This window comes from Brevundimonas variabilis, from assembly GCF_014199945.1.
Taxonomy (GTDB): domain Bacteria; phylum Pseudomonadota; class Alphaproteobacteria; order Caulobacterales; family Caulobacteraceae; genus Brevundimonas; species Brevundimonas variabilis.
Map to the genome: position 1 here is coordinate 125,612 of NZ_JACHOR010000006.1, position 22,709 is coordinate 148,320.

The window sequence follows — 22,709 nt, forward strand, 5'->3', positions numbered from 1 at the left end:
TATTGTCAACACCCCCATTGACAGGAAACTGCGTTCGGTCCTTTCTGGCGTTGTCGCGAAGGTTTGCTGAAGATGAACCGAGGGCGACGGGACTTGGAAACGCCAGGGAAGCGCCATGACATCGACCAAAGCAATCCTGATGGCAGGCGGCGCGACCGCCCTGCTTTTCGCCCTCACCGCCACGCCCATACAGGCACAGACGGCGCCCGCGGCCGTCGGCCAAACTGTGGAGCCAGACAGCGTCGTGGATGACATTGTCGTCACAGCAAGACGGCGCTCCGAGACGCTTGTTAGTGTTCCTGTTGTCGTAAATGTCCTGACCACCGAAGCGTTGGACCGAAACCTGGCTGTGAGCCTTGCCAGCATCGGCGAACTCACACCGACCGTTGTGATCGGGGCCTACAAATCCAATGGCGGCGGCTCGATCGGCATTCGGGGGATTAGTTCACCAGCCAACCAGACCGGCTTCGAACAGGCTGTTTCTGTCGCCATCGACGGGGTTCAGACTTCGGATGGACGTATCACTCAAGCTGGGTTCTTCGATCTGCAACAAGTTGAGGTCATGAAGGGACCTCAGGCGCTGTTCTTCGGCAAGAACAGCCCTGCTGGCGTCATCTCCATCAAGTCCGCTGATCCAACTGCGGACTTTTATGCTCAGCTTCGCGCCGGATACGAGTTCGTTGGTGACGAAGCTTCGGTTGAGGGTGTCGTGTCCGGCCCTCTCTCCGACGTTTTCGGCGTAAGATTGGCACTGAAGTATCGCAATCTGGACGGCTGGCTCCGCAACACTGCCCAGCCCATCGCAAACCCCTTCTATACTGCAGCGTCTGGCGCGCCGATTGGGGCGTCACAGCTGCCCGGTGCCTCCGACAGCCGACCCGGCGACGAGGAAATCCTTGGTCGCCTGACGCTTACGGCAGACATCTCGCCCAATTTCGACGCTCGACTTAAGTTGTTTGCGAGCTCTGGCGAAGGCAGCGGGCCTGGTGTTGGCACCCAGAATATCGGCGCGTGCACGGGCCCCAATCCGAGGGTCTATGGCGTCGCAGATCCGTTCGGTGACTGTGTCGCGGATCGCAATACGACCATCGGCGACCTGCCGGATGCAATCGCCAGAACAATGCGGGGCTATCGCGGCAATGGTGCCCCCTACGACGAACTGGATATCTTCACAGCCATCCTCGATCTGACCTGGCGGTTCGGCGACCTGACACTGGAATCGACCACCGGCTTCAACAGGACGGATTATCAATTCCTGTCAGGCCTTGATCAGACGACCTATTCCCAGCTCGCCTTTTTTAACCGCCAAACAAATGAGGAAATCAGCCAGGAATTCCGTCTGGCGTCCGATTTCGACCGCCCGATCAACTTTATGCTGGGTGCGTACTTCCAGACGACGGAGCTTTACACCAACAACGACACCAAGCTGCGGGACTCCAGCTACAATCTGGCCGCCAACCGGTATGTCACCTATGAGGATCTGGCGCGCCAGGATGGCTCGACCTATTCGTTCTTTGGACAAATACTCTGGGACATCACGGACACGCTCGAGCTGTCCGGCGGTCTGCGCTGGACCAGGGAGGCCAAGGATTTCAACAAGCGAAATCTGTACGGTATCGGCACCTTCGCAACCCAGGCCACTGTCTACCCGGGCTCGGCAACGGCAGGCACGCTCGCAGGGTCGTTTGAAGACGAGAACGTTTCGCCTGAAGTGACGCTCACCTGGCGCCCCGACAGCAACAAGACCGTGTTTCTGGCTTACAAGACCGGCTACAAGTCCGGGGGCTTCGGGCTGACGAGCCCGCTTCAGACTGGCACGCGGATCGGGGACGTGGACTTCGAGCCAGAGACCGCCGAAGGCTTCGAGCTGGGAGCCAAGGGCGTCTTCGCCGACGGGCGCGTCCGTTTGAACGGTGCTATTTTCGCCTACAACTTCGATGACTTGCAGGTTAACACCTACGATCCGTCACGAGTGGCCTACACCATCAATAATGCCGGCAGCGTCGAACAACGCGGTATCGAAATCGATGGCACCTGGAGTGCCACAGACCAGCTCAGCCTGCGTGGTGCGATTGCTTACATCGACGCCCAGTTCAAAGACTTCGTTGGCCAGTGCTACAGCTACGCCTTCCCCACCGGGACCGTCCGCGCCACGGCCGTTGCACCAGTCAACTGCTCGTTCGTCAATGCAACAGCGCTCACACTGCAGCAGGACTTCGGCGGGCGTGCGCCCGCTCGCTCTCCGGAGTGGGCAGGCAACGCAGGCTTCACCTACGACATCCCGATGTCCAACGGCTTCAATCTCGCAATCAACGGCGACGCCTTCTACAGCGGGGAATATTTTGCTTCTGAAGCCATGGCGCCATCCAGTCTGCAGGACAGCTTCTGGCGTCTGAACGCAGGGCTAAGCCTGACGGCGCCGGACGAAAGCTGGGTCGTCCAACTGGTGGGGCGCAACCTTACCGATGAGTATTACCTCCAGTATGCTGCCGACCGGACGGGCGGGGCCAGCGTGCCCGGTGCCATCGGCGAACAGCGAGGGGTCGTCTCGCGTGGTCGCGAGGTCGCGCTTCAGTTTACCAAGACGTTCTGATGACGGATCAGGTAGCAGCACCCGACGCATCCGGGAATCTCGCCAAGCCGAAGACGGGCTATGCCTGGTATACGGTCGGGGTGCTGACGGTGTGCTACACCCTCTCATTCATCGATCGGCAGATCCTCAGTCTGCTGGTCGGGCCGATCAAGGCCGAGTTCAATGCCACTGACACCCAGGTCGGACTGCTGGGCGGTCTCGCGTTCTCACTGTTCTACACTCTGGTGAGTCTGCCTGCCGGACGGCTGGTGGACCGGTTCAACCGTCGCAACATCATCGTCGCGGGCGTCTTCTTCTGGAGTCTGATGACAGCAGCCTGTGCAGTGGCCAGAGGGTATCCGGGACTTTTCCTGGCAAGGATGGGCGTCGGGGTCGGGGAAGCCACTTTGGCTCCCGCTGCGGTGTCCATGATTTCAGACAGTTTCCCGAACGAGAAGCTGGGTTCAGCAATGAGCACATATGGCATCGGAATCTATCTCGGATCCGGTCTCGCACTGCTGCTTGGCGGACTTGTCGTAGAGCTTGTAACCCAAACGCCCACACTCACCCTGCCGATATTTGGCGAAATTGCCTCATGGAGGGCGACGTTCCTGGTGGTCGGCCTACCGGGCCTGCTGGTTGCGCTTTGGGTGATGACGCTCAAGGAGCCCGCAAGAAAGAGGGCTATCCTGTCGTCTGACGGGGTTGCGGTGCGACTGAGCATTTCAGAGACCCTGGCAGTCATCGGCAAGCGCTGGATTCCCGTCGCTTCCATCGCGCTTGGACTGATGTTCCAGGCCGTGGCCCTTTACGGCTTCATGCTGTGGTCTCCAGCCGTGCTGCAGCGATCATTCGACTGGTCGTCGCAGCAAACCGGTCTGGTCATGGGATTTGTCGTCCTGATCGGCGGTAGTCTTGGAATGTTGAGTGGCGGGCGGCTCAGTGACCGCGGCCTGGTCTCAGGTCGGCGTGATGCGGCATTGCGTGTAGCGGCATTCAGCTCCGTTGCAGGGGCGCTCGTTTTTGCCGCGCTGATGCACACACAGGGCACGTCTGCTTTGGCGACGGTGGGTGTTTTTGCATGCGGTGTCTTCCTGTTGGCCATGCCAGCAGGCAGTTGCTATGCAGCTTCGCAGATGGTCCTGCCAAATCAGGTGCGCGGTCAGGCGCTTGCCCTGATTTTGTTCATCGCCAACCTTGGTGGCCTGACCATGGGGCCATTGCTGCCGGGTTTGCTGAACGACTTTGTCTTTCGCTCCGAGAGCGCCTTGGGTCTGTCGCTTGGCATCACGCTTTCGGTCTCCACGCTTCTGGCTGCGATTTCCTTTGGCTGGGGACGGCGCGAGTATCGGCTGCACCACGAAGCATTGAATCCCTGACGCAGGCGAACGGTAAGTCGATGACCAGTCGCCAGTCGCGAACCGTCGCAGAACGCCAGTCCGACCTCGGTGCGCGGTTTTCGCCATGGTCACCGCGCACCCTGTTTGGCATGCTGGAGACGGCAGCTAAGGCGTTCCCAGACCGCCCCTATTTGATCTTCGACGCCCAGATTTGGACCTATGACCATATGGCGGACTGGTCGCGTCGCGTCGCTGCCGGGCTGATCGCGGCGGGTGTGAAGCGAGGCGAGCATGTCGCCTTGGTCATGGCCAACTATCCAGCCTTCGCCGCTCTTAAATACGCGATCTCGGCAGTTGGTGCGGTCGCGGTGCCCGTCAATATCCTGAACCGCCGCGAAGAGCTGGCCTATGTGCTGCGCCAATCGCGTGCCGTGATGCTGGTCACGATGGACCGGTTCCGCGACCTCGACTACCTGACGATGCTGGACGAGCTCTCCCCGTCCTGGGCGACGGAAGGCGGCGGCGAAGCCCTGCCGCACCTGCGCTCCGTCGTGGTCTTTCAGGCCGAAGGTCAGGGCAGAGACGGTGCCACACCGTTCGACGACCTTAAGACCGAACCAGTACCCCTGCCCGTCGTCGATCCCCAGAGCGCCGCCGACATCATCTACACCTCCGGCACCACGGGCTCTCCCAAGGGAGTGATGCTAAGCCACGACATGCTGCTGCGAGCCGCCTTCGGCAGTGCCTATGCCAGGGCGTTCGAGGACGGGCGACGCATCCAGTTCAGCCTGCCGATGAACCACGTCTATGGCTATGTCGAGGGCCTGCTGGCAGCTCTGTTTGTCGGAGGGGCCGTCGTGCCGCACCTCAAATTCGATCCGCGCGAGACGCTGAAGACTGTCGAACGGCACCGCGTCACTGACCTGCTGCTGATCCCCACCATGACGCTGGCAGTGCTCGATGCGCTAGAGGGCTTTACGGTCGACACAGGCTCGCTGAAGGGCATTCTGTCGTCGGGCGGTCGCACGCCGCCGGGCCTTTGGGACCGCATCCTTCACACCTTCGAAGGCATCGAGATCACCACTGGCTATGGCATGAGCGAATGCACGGCCTCGACCACTGTGACCCGCCCGGACGACCCGACCGAACGGCTGCTGACCACCAACGGTCGCCTGCGCGACGTCGGCCCGGCGGGCGACCCGGAGATCGGGAACAGGTTGGTCGATTACCGTGTCATAGATCCGTCCAACGGCGCAGTCCTGTCCCCTGGCCAAGTTGGCGAGCTGATGGCCCGAGGACCGGGTGTCACCCAGGGCTACTATGACAAGCCCGAGGCTACCGCGGAGGCCTTTGACGCCGAGGGCTGGCTGCATACCGGCGACCTCGGTCGCATCGACGCCGACGGCTATCTGACCCTGGTTGGACGGGTGAAGGAATCTTATCGCTGCGGCGGCGAGCAGGTCACGCCATCCGAGATCGAGGACGTACTGATGGTCCACCCTGCCGTGCTCCAGGCTCATGTCGCGCCGGTGCCCGACGACCGGATGGGCGAGATCGGCGTGGCGTTTGTCGTTACCCGTCCTGGCCATGCGTTTGAGCCTCAGGCCCTCGTCGACTGGTGCTCGGCAAGGCTGGCCCGGTTCAAGGTTCCGCGCCACGTTCTGCCAATCGAGGCGGATGCCGTGCCGCTGACACCGTCGGGTCGGCCCCGCAAATTCCTGCTGTCAAAACGCGCCGCTGACCATCTAGGCCTGTCATGACCGAACCCTCTCGCATAGCGATCGTCACGGGTGCCGCCCGCGGCATAGGCGCGGCCATTGCCGAGCGTCTGGCCCGCGACGGCTGCGACATCGCCGTGATGGACCTGAATGCCACCGCCTGTGCAGACACCGTTGCCACCGTCCGTGCCCTGGGCCGACGGGCTGAGGCCATAGCCGTTGACGTCGCCGACGAAGCCTCGGTCCACGTCGCCGTCCGCGACTGCGAAATCGCCCTCGGCTCGCCCGCCGTCCTCGTGAACAATGCCGGTGTCCTGCGCGAGAAGACCCTGGCGAAGATGACGCTGGACGACTGGCAGATCGTCCAGGACGTCAACCTGCGTGGCCCCTTTCTGATGTGCCGCGCGGTTCAGGCGTCGATGCGAGCCGCGGGCCATGGCCGGATCGTCAACCTGGCAAGTATCGCCGCCCTGGGCGCTCACGGCCAGGCCAACTATGCCGCAGCCAAGGCCGGACTGATCGGCCTGACCAAGACCATCGCGCTCGAAATGGGCAGGTACGGCGTCACCGCCAACGTAGTCGCCCCCGGTTTCGTCGTCACGCCCATGACCGTCGCCGTCGCCGAACGACTGGGCGTCGATTTCGAAACCATGGTCGCTGACGTCGTGCGAGACATTCCGGCGGGCCGGCCCGGCCTGCCTGAAGACATCGCAAACGCTGTCGCCTTCTTTGCGGATACTCGATCCGGGTTCGTGTCAGGTCAGGTGCTGTTTGTTGCTGGCGGCCCCCGCGGCTGATGGATACAAAGATTGGTCTTTCGGTGATCCCTCGCTTATCAAGTGAGACGATGAGTCCGACCAGCGATAAGACAAGTGGCATCGGCAAGCGCCGTTCGGCGGCCAAGGAGGAAAGCTCTGACGCCTATAAACGCCGCCGCCGCGAGATTGCTGAAGCTGCTGTGCGCGTGTTCGACCGCCTCGGGTTGCAGGGTTCCAGTATCAGTGCAGTCGCCGCTGAACTTGGGATAGATCGCGCTTCTGTCTATTATTATATCTCCTCTAAGGAAGAGTTGTTCGACGAGGTACTTCGCGCCGTTGCTGAGCGTAACTCTCAGATCGCGACGGAAATTGCGTCCAGCAAGTTACCGCCTCCTGAAAAGCTATGGAACCTGATCGTCGCGATCATGGAATCTTATGGCGAGCACTATCCACTTCTGTTCATCTATATCCGCGAAAACTTGAGCCGCGTATCTGGAAACCGGTCGAAATGGTCTTCGGATATGCGGCAGGTAAACCGCATCATCGAGAATGCTTTTATTGACATTATCGAAGAGGGCTATGCCGACGAGACGCTTCGCAATGTCGGTCCGTCGCGCGTCGTCGCTTATGGCATGCTAGGCGTCGTAGGCTGGACGCACCGCTGGTATCGTCCAGAAACCTCACCTCAAACTGCCCGAGAGATCGGCCAAACCTATGCCGACATGATGGTGACGGGGATGCGAGCATCCTCGTAAGCACCGTCGTGGTGCGCTCCTTTGAACGCCTAATCTGAATGTCCGGAATAGGTCGAAACCGCACTCGGAGATCGACCTCAAAAGCGGAAATTCCCCTCCCCGCTTTGCGCCTAACCGCCATTCCGCGAAACGGCTCTGCTCTTTCGGAGATTGACCGCTCCTGCAAGTTCGCTTTGCGCACTAACGGCGCTGTCAAATCGAAGAGTCCGCAACCTTCCCCGAACCGTTCCGTTGTCCAGCCCTCTCCTCCGGTCTCAGACCGTTCATCGCTCTAAGTTGAGTATCAGAAGGATCGACATGCCGGTCATCGCCATCACGGGTGCCAGGGTCGGCATAATCTTGGCGAGCGCGTGGCGCTTCGAGCAAGCGCTAGGAGTTACGAGCGGGCCTTCCAAACGATGACAGCGATACCTTTCGCGTCCAAGCAGGCGCGAACTCCGAATGCGTTGCGCCCAGATGGATATGCCGCTCTCGAAGACTATGGCGTTCTGGGTGAGGGCCGGACAGTAGCCCTGTCGGCGTTGGACGGAAGCATCGACTGGTGGTGTGTGCCGGCGATCGACGCACCACCGCTGTTTGATCGCCTGCTTGACCCTGACGGCGGTCGATTCTCAATCACGCCAACGGTGCCTTTCACCGCAACACGCCGCTACCGTCCAGACAGCAATGTGCTGGAAACGGAGTTCACGACAGCTGGCGGGCGCGCCCGATTAACCGAAAGCCTGAATAGCGGCACCGCGGGCCGCCTGCCTTGGTGCGAGTTGGCCCGTCGCGTCGACGGCTTGGATGGAGAAGTGACCTTTTCGCTCGAAATGCGACTTGGACGTCGGGGCGATACCGCCAACCCCTATCATTCGAAGATCGGCGACCATACCGTCTTCCATGTCGAGCGAGTGCTCGGTCTGTTCGTGCATGATCCCCGCATTGCGTGCGAATGGTCCGACGAAGGAATCGTGGGAACGGTCGCGGTCATGGCAGGTGATCGCCGCACGGTCGCCATCGTCGCCGGGCGCGATGAGCCGCTGGTCGTGCCGGCTATCGAAGAGATCGACGCCCGGATCGATGTTTCCGACCAGGAGTGGCGGGACTGGGCGGCGCGGTTGAACTGTCCCGGCTTGTATCGCGACGACTTCGTCCGAAGCGCTCTGGCCTTGAAACTGCTGCTCTATTCACCGTCCGGTGCGATCGCGGCGGCCGCAACCACCTCCCTTCCCGAGCGTCTCGGCGGCGACAAGAACTGGGACTACCGCTACGCCTGGTTACGCGACGCGGGCTATACGATCGAGGCCTTCCTGGCGGCCGGCGCTCAGGCCGAGGCCAAGGCCGCCTTCAGCTGGTTGTTGATGCAGCTGAAGCGTCATGGTGCCATGGTCTGTTACAGTCTGGACGGCGAGCTTGTGCCGCCGGAGAGGCACTGGGACATGCCGGGCTATCGGGGCTCGCGCCCCGTCGTCACAGGCAATCGTGCCGCCAAGCAAGCCCAGCACGGCGTGTTTGGTGACATATTCGAGACCGCTTCGCGTTTTGTCGGTTGCGGCAACATCCTGGACAGCGCCAGCGCGCAGCAGCTTTCCGAACTGGCGGATCAATGCGCGGACGCCTGGCGTCAACCGGACGCCGGCATGTGGGAACTGGAGGAGGAGCAGCACTATACCATGTCTAAGATCAGCTGCTGGCAGGCCTTGGCCCGGGCGGTCGAGCTGGCGGACGCTGGACAACTCCCCACGACCTGCCGGGACCGCTGGTATCGAGAGCGGGACCGGATCTTCGACTGGGTCGAGGAAAACTGCTGGTCCGAAAGTCTTCAGGCTTTTGTCATGTATCCAGGCAGTGACAAGCTGGACGCCGCCGTCGCCTTGGCCGTCCGGTTCCGGTTCGACGGCGAGGACAGGCTGCGATCTACGCTTGAGGCGCTCGACCGACACCTCGGCGCCGGAGTCTTCCACTATCGCTACACCGGCATGCAGGCGGAGGAAGGCTGTTTCATCGCCTGCTCCTTCTGGATCGCCGAGGCTTGGGCGACCTTGGGCCAACCCGACAAAGCGCGAGATCGGATTGACGGCTTGCGCGACGCCCTGAGTGGCCGATGGGGCATGCTCACCGAGATGATCGACCCGAACACCGGGGCCTATCTTGGGAACATGCCTCAGGGCCTCAGCCACCTCGCCCACCTGACGGCGCTGAGCACCGTCGGACAGGCGAAGATTGCTTCCCCCAACCCCGAGACGGAGACCTCGCATGACTGATCGCCTGACCCTTCAGGATCCCCGCAAACAGTATCCGCAACCGCCTTTCCCTCGCCAGCCTCAGCCCGTTCCCGGCGAAGCCCGTGAAATGGACCCCAAGCCAGACCATGGCGAGGACAGCTACCGGGGCTCCGGCAAGCTGAAAGGGCGCAAGGCGCTCATTACCGGTGCCGACAGCGGCATCGGCCGGGCGGCGGCGATCGCCTATGCGCGAGAAGGTGCCGATGTCGCCCTGTCCTATCTGCCCTCCGAGCGAAAGGACGCCGCCGAAGTGATAGCCCTGATCGAAGCCGAGGGTCGCAAGGCCATCGACCTGCCCGGCGATATCACCGACGAGACCTGGTGTCGGGAGATGGTCGAACACGCCGTATCGCAACTCGGGGGTCTGGACATTCTGGTCATCAATGCCGGGCGTCAGCAGTACCGCGAGGACATCTCCCAAGTAACGTCCGAAGACTTTGACAAGACGTTGAAGACCAATCTCTACGCCATGCACTGGATTGCGCAGGCCGCGGTTCCGCACCTTCCGGCCGGTGCCTCGGTCATCACCACGGCCTCTGTCCAAGCCTATGAACCGTCGGCCATTCTGCTGGACTACGCCACCACAAAGGCCGGAATCGTCGCCTATACCAAGGCCCTGTCGAAACAGCTGATCGAGAAGGGCATACGCGCCAATGTCGTAGCACCGGGTCCGTTCTGGACACCGCTGCAGTCCTCCGGCGGTCAGCCTGAGGAAGCCGTGATGAAGTTTGGCGAACAAGTACCGCTGGGTCGTCCAGGCCAGCCGGTCGAGATCGCGCCGGTCTATGTTCTGCTGGCGTCGCAGGAGGGCAGCTACATCACGGGCGAAGTCTTCGGCGTCACCGGCGGCATGGGTGTCGCCTGACAGAGAAAATCGGCGGCGGGGAAACCCGCCGTCGATCTGTTGCTCTTTGGTGCAACTAGCCGGCGATGGTGGCGACTGAGCCTGAGTCCACCCGTATGCCCGCGCCGTTGATGAAGCTGGCGCGCTCGGAGCACAGGAAGGCGACAGCTGCGGCGACCTCTTCAGGCTTGCCTCTGCGGTCTAGGGTCATGCCGGGACGCTCCTCCTTCAGGAAACTCTTGATCGCCTGCTCGAAGGTTTCACCTCGTTCTTCTGCGCGCTTCTTCATCATGGCGTCGGTCATGGGCGTGGCGATGAAGGCGGGCGAAACCGTATTCACCAGCACATTGTCGCATCCATAGGCCTTGGACAGCCCCTTCGCGAGGCTAAGGATCCCGGCTTTGGAAGCGCAATAGGCCAGCTCGTCGACATAGGGCTGAACCGCGTCCTCGGATGCAAAAAGCACGATGCGGCCCCAGCCAGCATGTCGCATCGCCGGGATGGCTTCGCGACACATCCGCACCGCGCCCATCAGGTTAATGTCGAGCGTCTCCAGCCACCCAGCGTCTTCTACTTCGAGAAAGTCCCCGGTCGCGCCTGTGACGCCAGCAGCGTTCACATAGATGTCCGGGTTACCGAGCCGATCACGGACCTCGGTCCAGACACGAGAGACATCATCCGGCTTGGTGACGTCACCGGTCACGCCAATGCAGTCTCCCAGCTCTGCAAGTTCCTGGACGGCTTCATCCAACGTCCCGTCCGGCTTGTCGGTCAGCGCGACCCGCACGCCTGCTTGAAGCAGAATTCGCGCCGTCTCCTTGCCCATGCCGGAATCGGCACCAGAAATGAGCGCGATACGCCCCTTGATCCCAAGATCCATCAGAAATCTCCTGTTCGTGTGCGGTGAAGGAAGCGATCAGCCGTCCGTAGTGCGACGGCCATGAGTGTGAGGGCCGGGTTGGCCGAAAGCGCGCTTGGAAAGACGGAGTTGTCGCACAGGTAGAGATTGTCGATCTCAACACTGCACCCATCAGCGTCCACCACCGCGCCGTCCGATTTGTCTCCCATTCGACAGCCTCCGATCGTGTGTGCGGACCGGGCCACGGCAAAGATGTCCTGGGCGCCGGCGGCGGCCCAGAGCGCTGTCAGCGTCTTGCGCGCGTGCGCGTCGAGACGCCTTTCGTTCTCTCCGTAGCTGAAGTCGATCCGGGCCTTGCGCAGGCCGAGATCGTCGACTTCGTCCGACAGGGTCAGACGATTGTCGTCGTGGGGCAGACATTCTCCGTTAATGCCGATCCCGGCGAGCCGTCGGTAGTTCCGCAGCCTCTCGACCAGCGGCGCGCCCCACAATCCAGCGCCGCGCGCAAAACCCCCGGCCAGAGTGACCGGCATCACGCCCAGGCTCTGGATCAGATAACCGCCCGCGAAGTCGGCGTCACGAGGGCGAACCATCTGCTCGCTGATCAGGGACGAGGGATAGCCGCGGTTCATCGACATGTCCGCGTCGAACTGGCCCCAGACCTGTGTCGCGACATGGGTCATGAAGTTGCGTCCGACCTCGCCGCTGGCGTTGCCCAGTCCCCAGTTCAACAGCAAACGTGGCGTCTCGACACCGCCGGCACACAGGAATAGCGCGCGACAATCCAGGCGATGATCCTGCTCATGGCGACGATAAATGACGGCCTTTATGCGCCCGCCGACGTCACGTTCCACATCGATCACGCGGGCGTTCGCGATGATTCTGGCCCCGCTCGCTACGGCCATTGGCAAAAAGCTGTTGTCGGCCCCGCCCTTGGCGCCTGTTCGACACCCCTGGTGACAGGCACCGCAGTTGATGCAGTGGCCCCGGAACGGTGTGGTCCCAGCCAGGCGATCGCGCGACAGAACGGCAGCCGGGGCGTCGGAGACGGTCAGTCCGACCGCTTTCGCGCCTTTTTCCATGGCATGCGCGGGGGCGTTGCGCATGACTGGCGGATAGGCAAAGCGGCTCCCGCCCCACGGGTAGTTCATTGCTCCCGAAACCCCGACCACCGCCTCCACGGCTTCGATGTAGGATGCCAGCGCGTCCCATCCGAAGGGCCAGTCTCGACCAAGCCCGGTTTCAGATTCCAGCGCCAGATCACGCGGATCCGGCCGCGGACAAAACGCACCCCAGTGCAGCAGCGATCCACCCACCCCCTGACCGGAGTTATTGGCACCAAAGGCGATGGGATCTTGGCCACCGCTCAGACGCTCTTCCATCCAGTAAAGGTCGGCCGTGGTTTCGTCCGGTGTATGTTCAGCGGAATCAAACACGCGACCAGCTTCCAACACTGTCACTGACAGCCCGGCCTGCGCGAGCCTCGCAGCGATCGGAGCGCCTCCGGCACCGCTCCCAACGATGACGACGTCAGTTTCGCCAGTCGGGCTGTGGGCAGCGCTCAACGCACGCTCCCCAACGGCAACCGCCACGCTTCTGGCACGTCCGCAGCCGTTTCCTGGTAGCCTTGCAACGGTCCCCGATCACCGGTGGCGAACCCGTCATAGCCGATCTGTGCCCAAGTGGCCGGCAACGACATCCAGAGGCGCGCAGCCTCAGACGCCACATCCTCAAACCAAAGCCTCATGCCGTTGGCTGAAAGCCGGCTTGGTTCGTTCTGGGTGTCGAAGTCACCCGTTGAAATCGCGCGCAGGATAGCGTCCTGCACATCCCCCTGCAGCCTCGCGAATTTCGGTTCAGCAGCCGCCAGTGTGTCCAAGCCGAGAGCCCAGGCTTCAACGTCGGCAGGCAGGTCGGCGAAGCGCCACCCATCGCCGCGTCCGGTTGCAAGACCGGCATCCAGACGTCGCGCCAGATCGCTGGGCTCACTGGCTCCGGGCAGGATCCGCGCGACGACTGCCGCCAACACTCCTAACTGAGCCTGGCTTAGAACGCTGCCGTCGGTTCTGCCAGGTCCAGAATGGCGCGCGAGCATCGCGCAGCGGGTCCGGTCAGACACGCGATCAGAAGCCATCAGCCGCACGAATTGTACAGGCAGGGCTGTCGCACTGATCGTTTGGCAAAACTTGCAGATAAGTTCCGCCAGATGATCCGGCTGCTCCTGGGGGATCATATGCGCCGCTCGCGGCACCACCGCTGAATCGACAGTTCGGAAATGGGGAGCGTTCTTAAGGCGTTGCGCTGCTTCTCGCAAGTCTCCGTCGTCTTCCCCCGCGATGATCAAACATGGAAGAGCGATCACGCCAGCTTGTGCCGACCAGTCTTCCCGCGATCCCTTCGCAAGCCATCCCTTCCACGCCTCCGGCGAGGTTCGGACGAAATCCACGATTGCCTGACGCCGCGCCTCCTCGGGCAAACCATCATTGGTGTTGTCATCAATGAACTTTTGCGCCTTTTCGGTGAGTTGAGCCGGATCATCAAACCACCTCAGCATCTCAGCACGCCGGTTCTCATCCATCGGTTCGGGCGATGGTGGGGATCCTGCTACCAGTACGACACCGACAAGCCCGCTCAGTCCAGCGGCCCCTTCGCGCGCCCGGGCGGCGATCAAAGTTGCGAACTTGCCGCCCATGCTATGGCCCACAATGACCCAGCGGGAGAGATCGAGATCAGCGAGATGCTTGCAGAGATCATCGAGTACGTCCCGGACATCCGCATAACCTTCAGATGCCCGGTCACCGAACCCCGGAAGATCGATCGCAATGGCGTCAACCACTGCATCTGTTTGATCGATGACACCGTCCCACTCGCATCGGCTAGAGCCCAGGGAATGCAGGAATACGAGGGTTATGCGGGAGTCTGAAGGCATTCTGGCAGCTTTGCAAAGCGGTTAGGGAAATCAGCCAGTCGGGGATCAGCGGGCGTCGCGTTACCTAGGTCGCGGGGTGATAGGATCCTGACCCAGTAGGCCTTGACGAGTTTTCAGCGTCGAAAGAGCGCTGATTGAACAAATTATTGTGTTCTTGGGCCTTGCGCTTAGACCCGGCGCTGAGCCGCGAACTTTCTCACTATCTTCAAGGGCTTACGGTTTGGCTGATTTGACCGCTGCGGCTCATTGACGTGTCTATTAGCCACCGCGATACGGTGTGGTATCAAAGAGCGCGCCAACGCCCTTTTCGCTCCGCATAAAGCGAGCCTTTGGCTTAGAAAGTCTCTTCATAGCTCCCAGCTGCGAGGCGCATCTGCGGCATGCCGTTTAGTTGCAACGCGTGAGAAGCGAACATTGCGAGGCAACGGCCTAACTTGGCCCAGCCGGCAGCTGACATTCTCAAGGTCGACTAAGAGTCAAAACACGACTTTTGGATCGGGCCAGAAAGCGGCGCTTCTAGCTTGCCGTTTGTAGTTGAGAGCTGACCTCAGTCAGGACTATTGGGTCGATCGCGTTTCGGGGGCGTCTGGTTAATGGCTACGGTCATAAGGCCCCTTCCCCGCCTGATCGGCTTCTGCACGAAAGTGCCGAAGAGTTGGTCTGCTGATCAAATGGCGCTGGATGTTGAAGATGTTGTCAATCGCTGCGTGGGTGGTGAGGAATCTCTGGGCTGAGGCCCGGGATTTAAGCCGCTGCTGCTGTCGCTCTCGTCGTTGGATCGGCAAGTGTGAGTTCTCGATCCGATTGTTCTCCCGGAGCCGGCCTGGCAGATGCAGATGCCTCAGATTAAGCTGATCCATAGCTGCACCGTATGATGCCAGGCCGTCCGTCGTGATGTCTGCGGCTCAACCTAAGGGGTGTGCACTAGCCGCCTGAGTAGTTTTATCGTCGCCTCTGTGTTCCGCCGGCACTGAACCAGGGGGCGGCAATCTAGAAGCGCCGGCTGATCCCAATGATCAGCGACGCGGGACGCTGCGGTGTCGTGACGTCGACAACGCCCACCAGAAACGGGTTTCCATAGGCGAAGGTATTGGCCCTGGAACCGCTCACATTTTCCAACCTCAGGCTGACTGACCAGTTCTCTAAATCAATCCCGGCGGCAAGGTCGGACGTCCAGTAGTCGCCCATCGGATAGCGGCCGTCGGCCGAAAAGATCAGGTTGGACGCCCCGACGTAACCCACAGAGCCGCTCACCCAAGCCGGGAGGGTCGCCACGATCAGCGCCCGCCGGGCGGCGACGTTTGCGATCAGGTTTGGCACGCCGGATAAGCTCGTGTCGGCCGGGATAGGAAAGCCCGGATCAGGAGAGTCCAGCTCCGGCTCGGCGAACATCAGGTTGGCGTCGATGCGCCACGGTCCGTCGACCCACGCCAGTTCACCTTCCACGCCCAAGTTCCTGGCGTTGCCGATGTTGCCCGTGAACGGCAGGCCGTCGGTCCCGATCCGATCGGACTGAATCGTCCGCCAGTCGATGCCAAACAGCGCCAGCCTCATGACAAGACGATCGTCCCATACTCGAAAGCGGGTACCGGCCTCGTAGCTCACCAGCTCGTCTGACCGGAACTGTCGGTAGGGCTGCAACCCACCTGCAACGCCATATGGTTGCGCCGACGTGGTGCCCGTGTTGAAACCTCCGGCCCGGTACCCCTCACTCCCCTGGACATAGACGAGGATGTTGTCCCGCAGGGCGTACTCGATCACCAGTTTCGGTGCGATACCGCTGTCGCTCCGCGTACTATCGAGCGTGTCGATGATCATGCCGGCCTGACGCGCTACGGCCTGCGTTTCCACGCCGAGACGAAAAACCCGAGCGCCGGCAGTTATCTTAAGCCGATCGGTGAGTGCCCAGGCGGCCTGCCCATAGAGCGCGGTCTCGTCGACATGATCTCTACGACGGTTTTCGTACAGCAACCTCACGGGCGTCTGCTGGGTCACATCGCCCGTGCGATCGTGGCTGTATTCTGTGGCGAACAGCCCGACGAGCCAGTTCAGCTGTCCTCCCGTTTGTGATGACAGGGTTGCCTCCGTGACGAGGGCCTCGATGCTGTCGCTCTCATCATAGGCTGTGCGGCCAGCCCCGCCAAAGCGGTCGGTCGCCACGGTCGCGTCGTAGCGGCGATCCAAGCCATGGCTCTGGACAGCCGTGTTTATCTTGAGATGTGCCCAACCTAGGTCGCCGGACAGGGTCGCCGACAGTCCGTCGAAATCGTTGCCACTGGGTTCCTGGAGCGACAAGGCGCGCCGATCGCCACCGAGCGGCTTGAACGCGTATTGGGTGTCATCGGAATGAAGGGTCTGGGCGACGTAGCCGAGACGCATGTTCCAGGAGTCGGCGATCCGCCAGCGAACTCCGATCCGAGCGCCCTGCCGGGTCGTATCACCTGTGTTCTTCAGACCCAATTTCACGTCATCGATACGGCCGGGAATTACCTCGCTGTAGCCTACGGCCCGTATCGCCAACCGATCTAGAAGGATTGGTGCATTGAAGATGGCGGAGCGATTACGATTTCCAACGAGGGCGGCGTCATGCGCTGGGGCGCTGTTTCGCTGACTTCGGTCGAGAACATCACTATCGATTATGCGTGTCCTGCGGTCGCTATTTCCGTGAACTTGACGGGCGACGATGGGGCCAACCGCTTGGTTGTCGAAGGCAGTGGCTACGCTTCGAACCCGATCAGGGTGGATATCTCTGGCGGTGGCGGCGACGATTTTATCGAAGCGTATAGCAGAGATGCGACTCTCAACGGCGGCGATGGAAACGACACGATCACGGGCCGCGGCGTTATAAACGGCGATGACGGAGATGATCTCCTGCGATCCTCCGACTTCGGCATTGTCTATGGCGGCCGAGGGAATGATCGTCTTGAGAGCGGAAGCCTAATGGACGGCGGGGAAGGCGATGACTTCTTGGAGGTGGGCTCGATCTTTTTCACCGATGGCATCGGCGGCGGCGGTATCGACACCCTGAGTTTCGACCGTCTGTTCTCATTCACATCGCCCGATGGAGTTGGCGTCCAAATCAACCTCGCAACGGGGCAGACTCTTTTTGCGGGCCGGACAGCTACGGTGAGTGGCGTCGAGCGGGTCGTCGGCACGCGATACAACGACATCATAGTCGGGGATGACAACGCGAACACCCTAACTGGCGGTTTCGGGGGCGACACCTTGTCAGGCGGCGGCGGTGCCGACATCCTCAACGGAGATGCCGGTGACGATAGTCTGGCAGTCGGCGCTGGCGATGACGTCTTGTCGGGGGGCGAGGGGGCGGACACTCTGGACGGGGGCGACGGTTCAGACGCGCTGTCAGGGGGCGAAGGCGGCGACATGCTTTCGGGCAGCGCTGGCAATGATGTGCTCGACGGCGGCGGGGGCGTGGACAGGCTCAGTGGTGGCGATGGGGACGACCGGATTACCGGTGGCCTTGGCAGCGACACGATCGATGGCGGAGCCGGCAATGACACTGCAGTTTTCAGCATAGCGCGCAGCGCGGCATCGGTTTCCGTCCAGAACGGCGTGTTCACAATCGTCTCGGCGGATGGCATCGACACTTTGACGGCCATTGAGCAAATCCAGTTCTCCGACGGTGTGTTCGACTTCCGCGCCGACGGCATGGTTGCCGCACAACCTCGTCGCATCATCACCGGCACCGTGAATCCCGAAGTCCTGAATGGTGGCGACTCCAACGACAAACTCGATGGCGGGGCTGGAAATGACACCCTGATCGGAGTTCTCGGGAATGATACTTTGACAGGTGGGGTGGGGACCGATGTCGCCATCTTCAACTACGCCCGCGGCGATGCGACGATTGCCTATCAGGATGGTGCGATCATCGTCACGGGCGCAGAAGGGCGCGACGTGCTCACCGGGATCGAGTCACTTCAATTCTCGGACGGCGTTTTTGATGTCGAGAACGGGACCGTTTTTGTCGTTCCACGCTCTAACCAGACAGGCACCGCTGCTGCTGACATCCTGACAAGCCGTGCAGGCGGCGAGGTTATCGATGGCGGGGCAGGTTTCGACGCCGTCGTCTACAGCGGGGTCGTCCGACAGTATGATGTCCGGGGCGGCGCCAGCACGACGGTAACGGGTGGCCCGGAAACAGGCCGTGACCGCCTGGTCTCGATCGAAGAAGCCAGATTTGTAGACGGTGTCCGCAGCTTCGACGTCGACGGCATCGCTGCCCAGGTCATGCGCCTGTACGATGCTACATTGGATCGCCAACCCGATCAGGCCGGTCTGGACGTCCAGATTCGCGCTTTGGCGACAGGCGCGACGACGCTGCAGGGCCTCGCAGACGCCTTTGTGGCTTCGGGCGAGTTCCAGAGTCGGTACGGGACCGTGTCAAACCAGCAGTTTGTCGAGCAACTTTACCGCTTTTGCCTTGACCGCGAAGGTGACGCCCCGGGCATCGCTGTCCAGGTCAACGCCCTGAACACGGGTACAAGTCGGGCGGCGCTGGTCGTGGCCTTTTCGGAAAGCCCCGAGCACCGCACGCTCACCCAACCGATCCTGAACGCCGGGCTCTGGATCCCGGATCAGGAGGCGCTGCAGATTGCACGTCTGTATGATGCGACGTTCGATCGCCTGCCCGACGCTCCTGGGCTGGCAGCACAAGTTGCGGCGCTGGATGCCGGAACCTCGCTGTTGACGATTGCTGCAGGGTTCGCAGCATCGGCAGAGTTCCAGGATCGATATGGAGCCCTGTCCAACCAGGCCTTTGTGGAACAGCTTTACCGCTTCTGTCTGAACCGCGAGGGCGATGCTCCGGGCATCGCCGCACAGGTCAATACTCTGAACTCAGGCACGAGCCGTGCGCAACTGCTGCTAAACTTTTCCGAAAGTCCCGAGCACGTGGCGCTCACGGCTCCGTTCTTCCTCGGCGGGATCCGCACGCTGGATACGTTTACAGACAGACTGGCCGGGCAGGATGAAAGTGTCTCGAAGGATGAAGCCTTCGGTCCGCAGGTACTGCCCACAGGCAACGAGACTCAGACGCTCGCGAATGAAACCATTGCCAAGGCCCAAGAGGCTCAGGTCCTTCCTGGCACTGTCACCTACGACCCAGCCCAGATTGTTGTTGGCTTCAAGCTAGTCGAGGACTCCTTCGTCCTGCCGGGCGAGGATGGGCTTGCTCCGCTGGTCCTGCCGGACGCCGACCCGCTTGACATTGCGTCGGTAGAACAGGTCTCGCTGCCGCCCCTTACCGGCAATGAGATGCTCACTTTGCCTATGCTCAACGATGGCATTTCTGATGACGTCTCACCGTGGCATCGCGGCAGCGACACGGATGGATGGATGATGCGGTGAGTACCAGAGCCCATGAAGAGCCGTCCGCTCCCCGAGCGGGCGCGGATAGCTTTGTTGGCCTTACTCCCTCATGATAGGGAACGCTGAAAAGGTCGCCAGCCGATTGTGATCGCGCTTGCCATGATCAACCAAGTTGCCGGTGATCTCATCTTGCCCCCCAGAAAGATAACAGCGGTTAGGTAATGATCAGCGATCGGGCTCCGGCAAGGGAACCGAAAGACCCCGATGGAGCGTGAACCGAGCCGTCAAAGCGCCATCCACATTCTTCAGGTTTGTCTCGACGCCTGGCTCCAACGCCTTCGGATACTCCCAGCAATCCTTGGGAAACTCCTCTAGCTCCAGACAGAGCTGACCATCCTTGACCGTATAGGTACCCCGCGCTGTGAAGAGGTTGTCTTCAAAGGCCCCGGTGAAGCTGACAACTGTGGGCGTCTCGAAATGAGCGACACCCTGAGCACCGTCAGATCTCAGTGCGGTCAGGCTATTGCCCGTCAGTTCATCGCCGGGCGCGATGAGCAGGACGGCAGGAAAAAGCACGGTGAGGAAAGCCGCGATGATCATCGTGAACGCCTTCGTACTGGAAAAAAACCCGATGACGGAAGACAACCACCTTGTCGTGCTTTTGTCGATGCGCGGGTTCAGAGGAGGCAAAAGCGAGCGCTCTCTGCTTGACTTCTGAAAGTCGAACCTTGCCCCCCCGTTGCCATGCAGAAAGCAGAAAAGGGGGCTGTTAGGTTGACTTCGCCAAGTCCTAAGCGCCCTTCCCCCCTGCTGTTCAGGCAGCGGCCATCGCCCGCAGGGCGTCAACATTGATGCAGTTGCGGTGAGGACGTGATCGGCAGGTGCAAGTTCTCGATCCGGCTGATTTCCGAAACCCATCCCCCTCGAACCAGATGCCTTGAATCCAGCTGATCCAGCGCCGCGCAATACGACGCTAGGCCAGATGTCGTACTCGCGGGGATACAGGGCCATTTTATGCGGAAGCCGCCTCAGCAGGTTCAGTGCAGCCTGATCATTCCGTCGGCGCTCGCCCAGCACGTCGAGGACCTCGGACTGTGATGAACGGCTCGCCTCAAGAGCAAGCGCTTGCCGCCGATGTTGCGTCCCATCTCGCCCAGCGGCCCGCGAGGTGCATGCACACACCGGCGCTTATTCAGTCGCCGGGCGATCAAAGGGCCGACTCGATCATTCAGGAGCGGATGGTCTCGCAGCTCAGGCCCAAACCTAGAGCGGCCATCAGTTCCCAGCCAACCCAAAAATCAGGTTGAAACGGAAGTACAGCCCCTCCGCCTGAGGGATCGCATCAGCGGGAAAGCGATGGGGCTCGCAAGAAATCAGCTTCACGAAACATGATCCCAACAAGCGATTTTTGACGTTTGCAGTGGAGACGAGTTTGCGGTGGACTGACAGCATCGCCAGCCATCTCTCTTTAACATAATGATCTTTTCAAAGCCGGGAGGGTCTTCCGACGTCTGCGTGACGTTCCCTTCATCAGAGCCGAGAACGCCGGCTCTGCTGGTGGTCGGATGGCTTCAAGATCGTCGAACCTCGCACCTGGCTCCCTTCTGCCGAAGCCCGGTGCTGTTGCGCAGCTTTGCGGTTGCAGAAACCTTGGCATCGATCGCAAAAGCCAGACAAGCCGAAGGGTTTCGGCGCTGAGGGTTCCTGTCTCCGTTTCCCGGGTCACCCGCTCAATTCAACGAAACGAAAAGCTGCTTATGCCGTTCAGGCAGAGCCTGCGAAGACTTGCTGATGAACCGGGTCAGGGGCAGCGAACAGGCAGCATGAGGCGCAGCCCCTGTCAGGACCCTGGATCGATCGGCTTGATGGACACGAACCGATGATTTCCAATGTTCCCGTGAGCGCCAACCGCATGCTGGCCTCCCTTCCGCCCGACGTCCTCACAGCCGTTGTCGACCGGGCGCGGCCAGACACGATGGCGCAGGGACGGGTGTTTGCGCAGCCGGGTGATGTGGCCAGCCAGGTTCACTTCGTCACATCGGGAGCGATATCGCTGGTCACCGTCCTTCAGGATGGCGACTGCGTGGAGGCCGGGATGGTCGGACGCGAGGGGGCTTTGGGCGCCCATGCGGTGCTCACCGGCCTGGGTGCCTTCACGCGCGCCATCTGCCAGGTCGACGGCACAATCCTTACGATCGATGCCGCAGCCTTCCGATTGCTTATCGAGACACGGCCCGACGCCAGAATCATGGTCGATCGCTATGTCGAGGGTGCGGCCAATCAGGCGCAGCAGGCGATCGGATGTCGAGCGTGGCATCAGATCGAGCACCGATTCTGTCGCTGGCTGCTGACCGCCTGCGACCACGCCGGCAAGGACCGGATCAACCTGACCCAGGAGTTCATGGCCCATATGCTGGGCGTCAATCGCTCGACGGTCAGCGCCATCGCCGGAAAGTTCAAGACCGAGGGGCTGATCCGCTACAGTCGCGGGCAGATCGGCGTGAAGGATCGCCCTGCTCTCGAGGCATCCGCCTGCGAATGCCTGGGTGCGATCCGTCGGCGTTGGGACGTCATGTGGGGACCGGACATTGCTTGAGAAGCCTCCTTATGTCGGCCATCCGGCATAAGGAACGCAGCACAGGGAGGGAGCCTTTGATGGGCCAGGAGCGGCGTCGGGCAATCCGGCTGGCCGCGTTCCGGACCCATCAGGACCAGTCCATGAAATCCCTCGCCGATCTTTATGACCACATGCTCCGCGATGTTTATCACGCCGAAAAACAGGTTCTGAAGCAGCTGCCCAAGTGGACGCGGGCCGTAACGGATGCGGATCTGAAGTCGCTTCTGGAGGCTGAGAAGGCGGGGGTGGCCACGCGGATCGAGACCCTGGAAGCGGGGTTCGAAGCGCTGGACAAGCGCCCCCGCGGCATTCCATGCGAGGCCATGATCGGCCTGGTGGAGGAAGCCTCGGAAGTGCTGGAGGACGCCGAGGAGGAAGCCATAAACGCCGGTGTGCTCGCGGCCTATCAGGCCATCAAACACTATGAGATCACCCGTTTCGGAACACTCGGTGCATGGGCCAACCGGCTGGGTGACCTGACCATCGCGGCACGTTTCGGCAAAACGGTCGAAGAAGCCAAGGCCCTCGACGAGCGGATGAGCGAACTGGCCGAGCGCGAGATCAACCCCGATGCCGATCTCGGCGACGGCGCAGAACAGCCCACCAGCGCCAAGGGCGAGACCAAAAAGACCCCGGCCAGGCCGGCGTCCACGACCTCAGGCAAGCCCAAGGCCGCCACCAAGCGTTGAGCGTCTGCAGTGGGGTCGGAACCAAGGCGATCC

At 61.4% G+C, this 22,709-nt stretch carries 17 protein-coding genes; 11 read left to right on the forward strand and 6 right to left on the reverse strand.

Annotated elements, in window-relative coordinates:
* Window positions 1-115: 115 nt before the first annotated feature.
* The 7 genes from GGR13_RS15860 to GGR13_RS15890 all read left to right on the forward strand — a co-directional run bounded on the left by GGR13_RS15860 (window position 116) and on the right by GGR13_RS15890 (window position 10,275).
* Window positions 116-2,593 (forward strand): TonB-dependent receptor, encoded by a 2,478-nt coding sequence (locus GGR13_RS15860; protein WP_183214567.1) that lies wholly within the window; start codon window positions 116-118, stop codon window positions 2,591-2,593.
* The gene (locus GGR13_RS15865; protein WP_183214568.1) at window positions 2,593-3,951 is read left to right on the forward strand and encodes a spinster family MFS transporter; all 1,359 of its coding nucleotides are present in this window, start codon (window positions 2,593-2,595) and stop codon (window positions 3,949-3,951) included. Before GGR13_RS15860 ends, GGR13_RS15865 begins: the two co-directional genes overlap by 1 nt.
* A gap of 20 nt (window positions 3,952-3,971) precedes the next feature.
* Window positions 3,972-5,672 (forward strand): class I adenylate-forming enzyme family protein, encoded by a 1,701-nt coding sequence (locus tag GGR13_RS15870; RefSeq protein WP_183214569.1) that lies wholly within the window; start codon window positions 3,972-3,974, stop codon window positions 5,670-5,672.
* The gene (locus tag GGR13_RS15875) at window positions 5,669-6,427 is read left to right on the forward strand and encodes an SDR family oxidoreductase (protein ID WP_183214570.1); all 759 of its coding nucleotides are present in this window, start codon (window positions 5,669-5,671) and stop codon (window positions 6,425-6,427) included. Before GGR13_RS15870 ends, GGR13_RS15875 begins: the two co-directional genes overlap by 4 nt.
* Complete coding sequence (locus tag GGR13_RS15880; protein WP_246347924.1) at window positions 6,427-7,143, forward strand: TetR/AcrR family transcriptional regulator; 717 nt, start codon at window positions 6,427-6,429, stop codon at window positions 7,141-7,143. The genes GGR13_RS15875 and GGR13_RS15880 overlap by 1 nt, the downstream gene beginning before the upstream one ends.
* Window positions 7,144-7,589: 446 nt before the next feature.
* The gene (locus GGR13_RS15885; RefSeq protein WP_221230765.1) at window positions 7,590-9,389 is read left to right on the forward strand and encodes a glycoside hydrolase family 15 protein; all 1,800 of its coding nucleotides are present in this window, start codon (window positions 7,590-7,592) and stop codon (window positions 9,387-9,389) included.
* Window positions 9,382-10,275 carry an SDR family oxidoreductase gene (locus tag GGR13_RS15890; protein ID WP_183214572.1) on the forward strand — a complete coding sequence of 298 codons (894 nt, stop codon included), beginning with the start codon at window positions 9,382-9,384 and terminating at the stop codon, window positions 10,273-10,275. The genes GGR13_RS15885 and GGR13_RS15890 overlap by 8 nt, the downstream gene beginning before the upstream one ends.
* Before the next feature lie 55 nt (window positions 10,276-10,330).
* Here the strand turns inward: GGR13_RS15890 and GGR13_RS15895 are convergent, their stop codons facing one another.
* The 5 genes from GGR13_RS15895 to GGR13_RS15915 form a co-directional block, all read right to left on the reverse strand.
* Window positions 10,331-11,134, reverse strand: a complete 804-nt coding sequence (locus GGR13_RS15895) for an SDR family NAD(P)-dependent oxidoreductase (protein ID WP_183214573.1) — start codon at window positions 11,132-11,134, stop codon at window positions 10,331-10,333.
* Complete coding sequence (locus GGR13_RS15900) at window positions 11,134-12,705, reverse strand: GMC family oxidoreductase (protein WP_343060456.1); 1,572 nt, start codon at window positions 12,703-12,705, stop codon at window positions 11,134-11,136. Before GGR13_RS15900 ends, GGR13_RS15895 begins: the two co-directional genes overlap by 1 nt.
* A complete protein-coding gene (locus GGR13_RS15905; protein ID WP_183214575.1) occupies window positions 12,675-14,042 on the reverse strand; it encodes an alpha/beta hydrolase in 1,368 nt (455 codons plus the stop codon). Before GGR13_RS15905 ends, GGR13_RS15900 begins: the two co-directional genes overlap by 31 nt.
* A 590-nt stretch (window positions 14,043-14,632) precedes the next feature.
* Window positions 14,633-14,902 (reverse strand): DDE-type integrase/transposase/recombinase, encoded by a 270-nt coding sequence (locus GGR13_RS15910; protein WP_183214576.1) that lies wholly within the window; start codon window positions 14,900-14,902, stop codon window positions 14,633-14,635.
* 130 nt (window positions 14,903-15,032) lie between these two features.
* Window positions 15,033-16,508: a TonB-dependent receptor domain-containing protein gene (locus GGR13_RS15915; protein WP_183214577.1), complete on the reverse strand. Its 1,476-nt coding sequence runs from the start codon at window positions 16,506-16,508 to the stop codon at window positions 15,033-15,035.
* A 120-nt stretch (window positions 16,509-16,628) separates the two neighbouring features.
* Here GGR13_RS15915 and GGR13_RS15920 point away from each other — a divergent pair, with 120 nt between their 5' ends.
* Window positions 16,629-19,409, forward strand: a complete 2,781-nt coding sequence (locus GGR13_RS15920; RefSeq protein ID WP_183214578.1) for a DUF4214 domain-containing protein — start codon at window positions 16,629-16,631, stop codon at window positions 19,407-19,409.
* Window positions 19,410-19,595: 186 nt separating this feature from the next.
* Here the strand turns inward: GGR13_RS15920 and GGR13_RS15925 are convergent, their stop codons facing one another.
* On the reverse strand, window positions 19,596-19,970 hold the full coding sequence (locus GGR13_RS15925; protein WP_183214579.1) for a hypothetical protein: 375 nt from the start codon (window positions 19,968-19,970) through the stop codon (window positions 19,596-19,598).
* Here GGR13_RS15925 and GGR13_RS16825 point away from each other — a divergent pair.
* The 3 genes from GGR13_RS16825 to GGR13_RS15935 all read left to right on the forward strand — a co-directional run bounded on the left by GGR13_RS16825 (window position 19,963) and on the right by GGR13_RS15935 (window position 22,676).
* Window positions 19,963-20,088 carry a hypothetical protein gene (locus GGR13_RS16825; protein ID WP_281380624.1) on the forward strand — a complete coding sequence of 42 codons (126 nt, stop codon included), beginning with the start codon at window positions 19,963-19,965 and terminating at the stop codon, window positions 20,086-20,088. The two genes, GGR13_RS15925 and GGR13_RS16825, sit on opposite strands and share 8 nt — an antisense overlap.
* Before the next feature lie 1,161 nt (window positions 20,089-21,249).
* Window positions 21,250-21,966, forward strand: coding sequence for a Crp/Fnr family transcriptional regulator (locus GGR13_RS15930; protein WP_183214580.1), 717 nt, complete (start codon window positions 21,250-21,252; stop codon window positions 21,964-21,966).
* 122 nt (window positions 21,967-22,088) lie between these two features.
* On the forward strand, window positions 22,089-22,676 hold the full coding sequence (locus GGR13_RS15935; protein WP_183214581.1) for a YciE/YciF ferroxidase family protein: 588 nt from the start codon (window positions 22,089-22,091) through the stop codon (window positions 22,674-22,676).
* Window positions 22,677-22,709 lie beyond the last annotated feature (33 nt).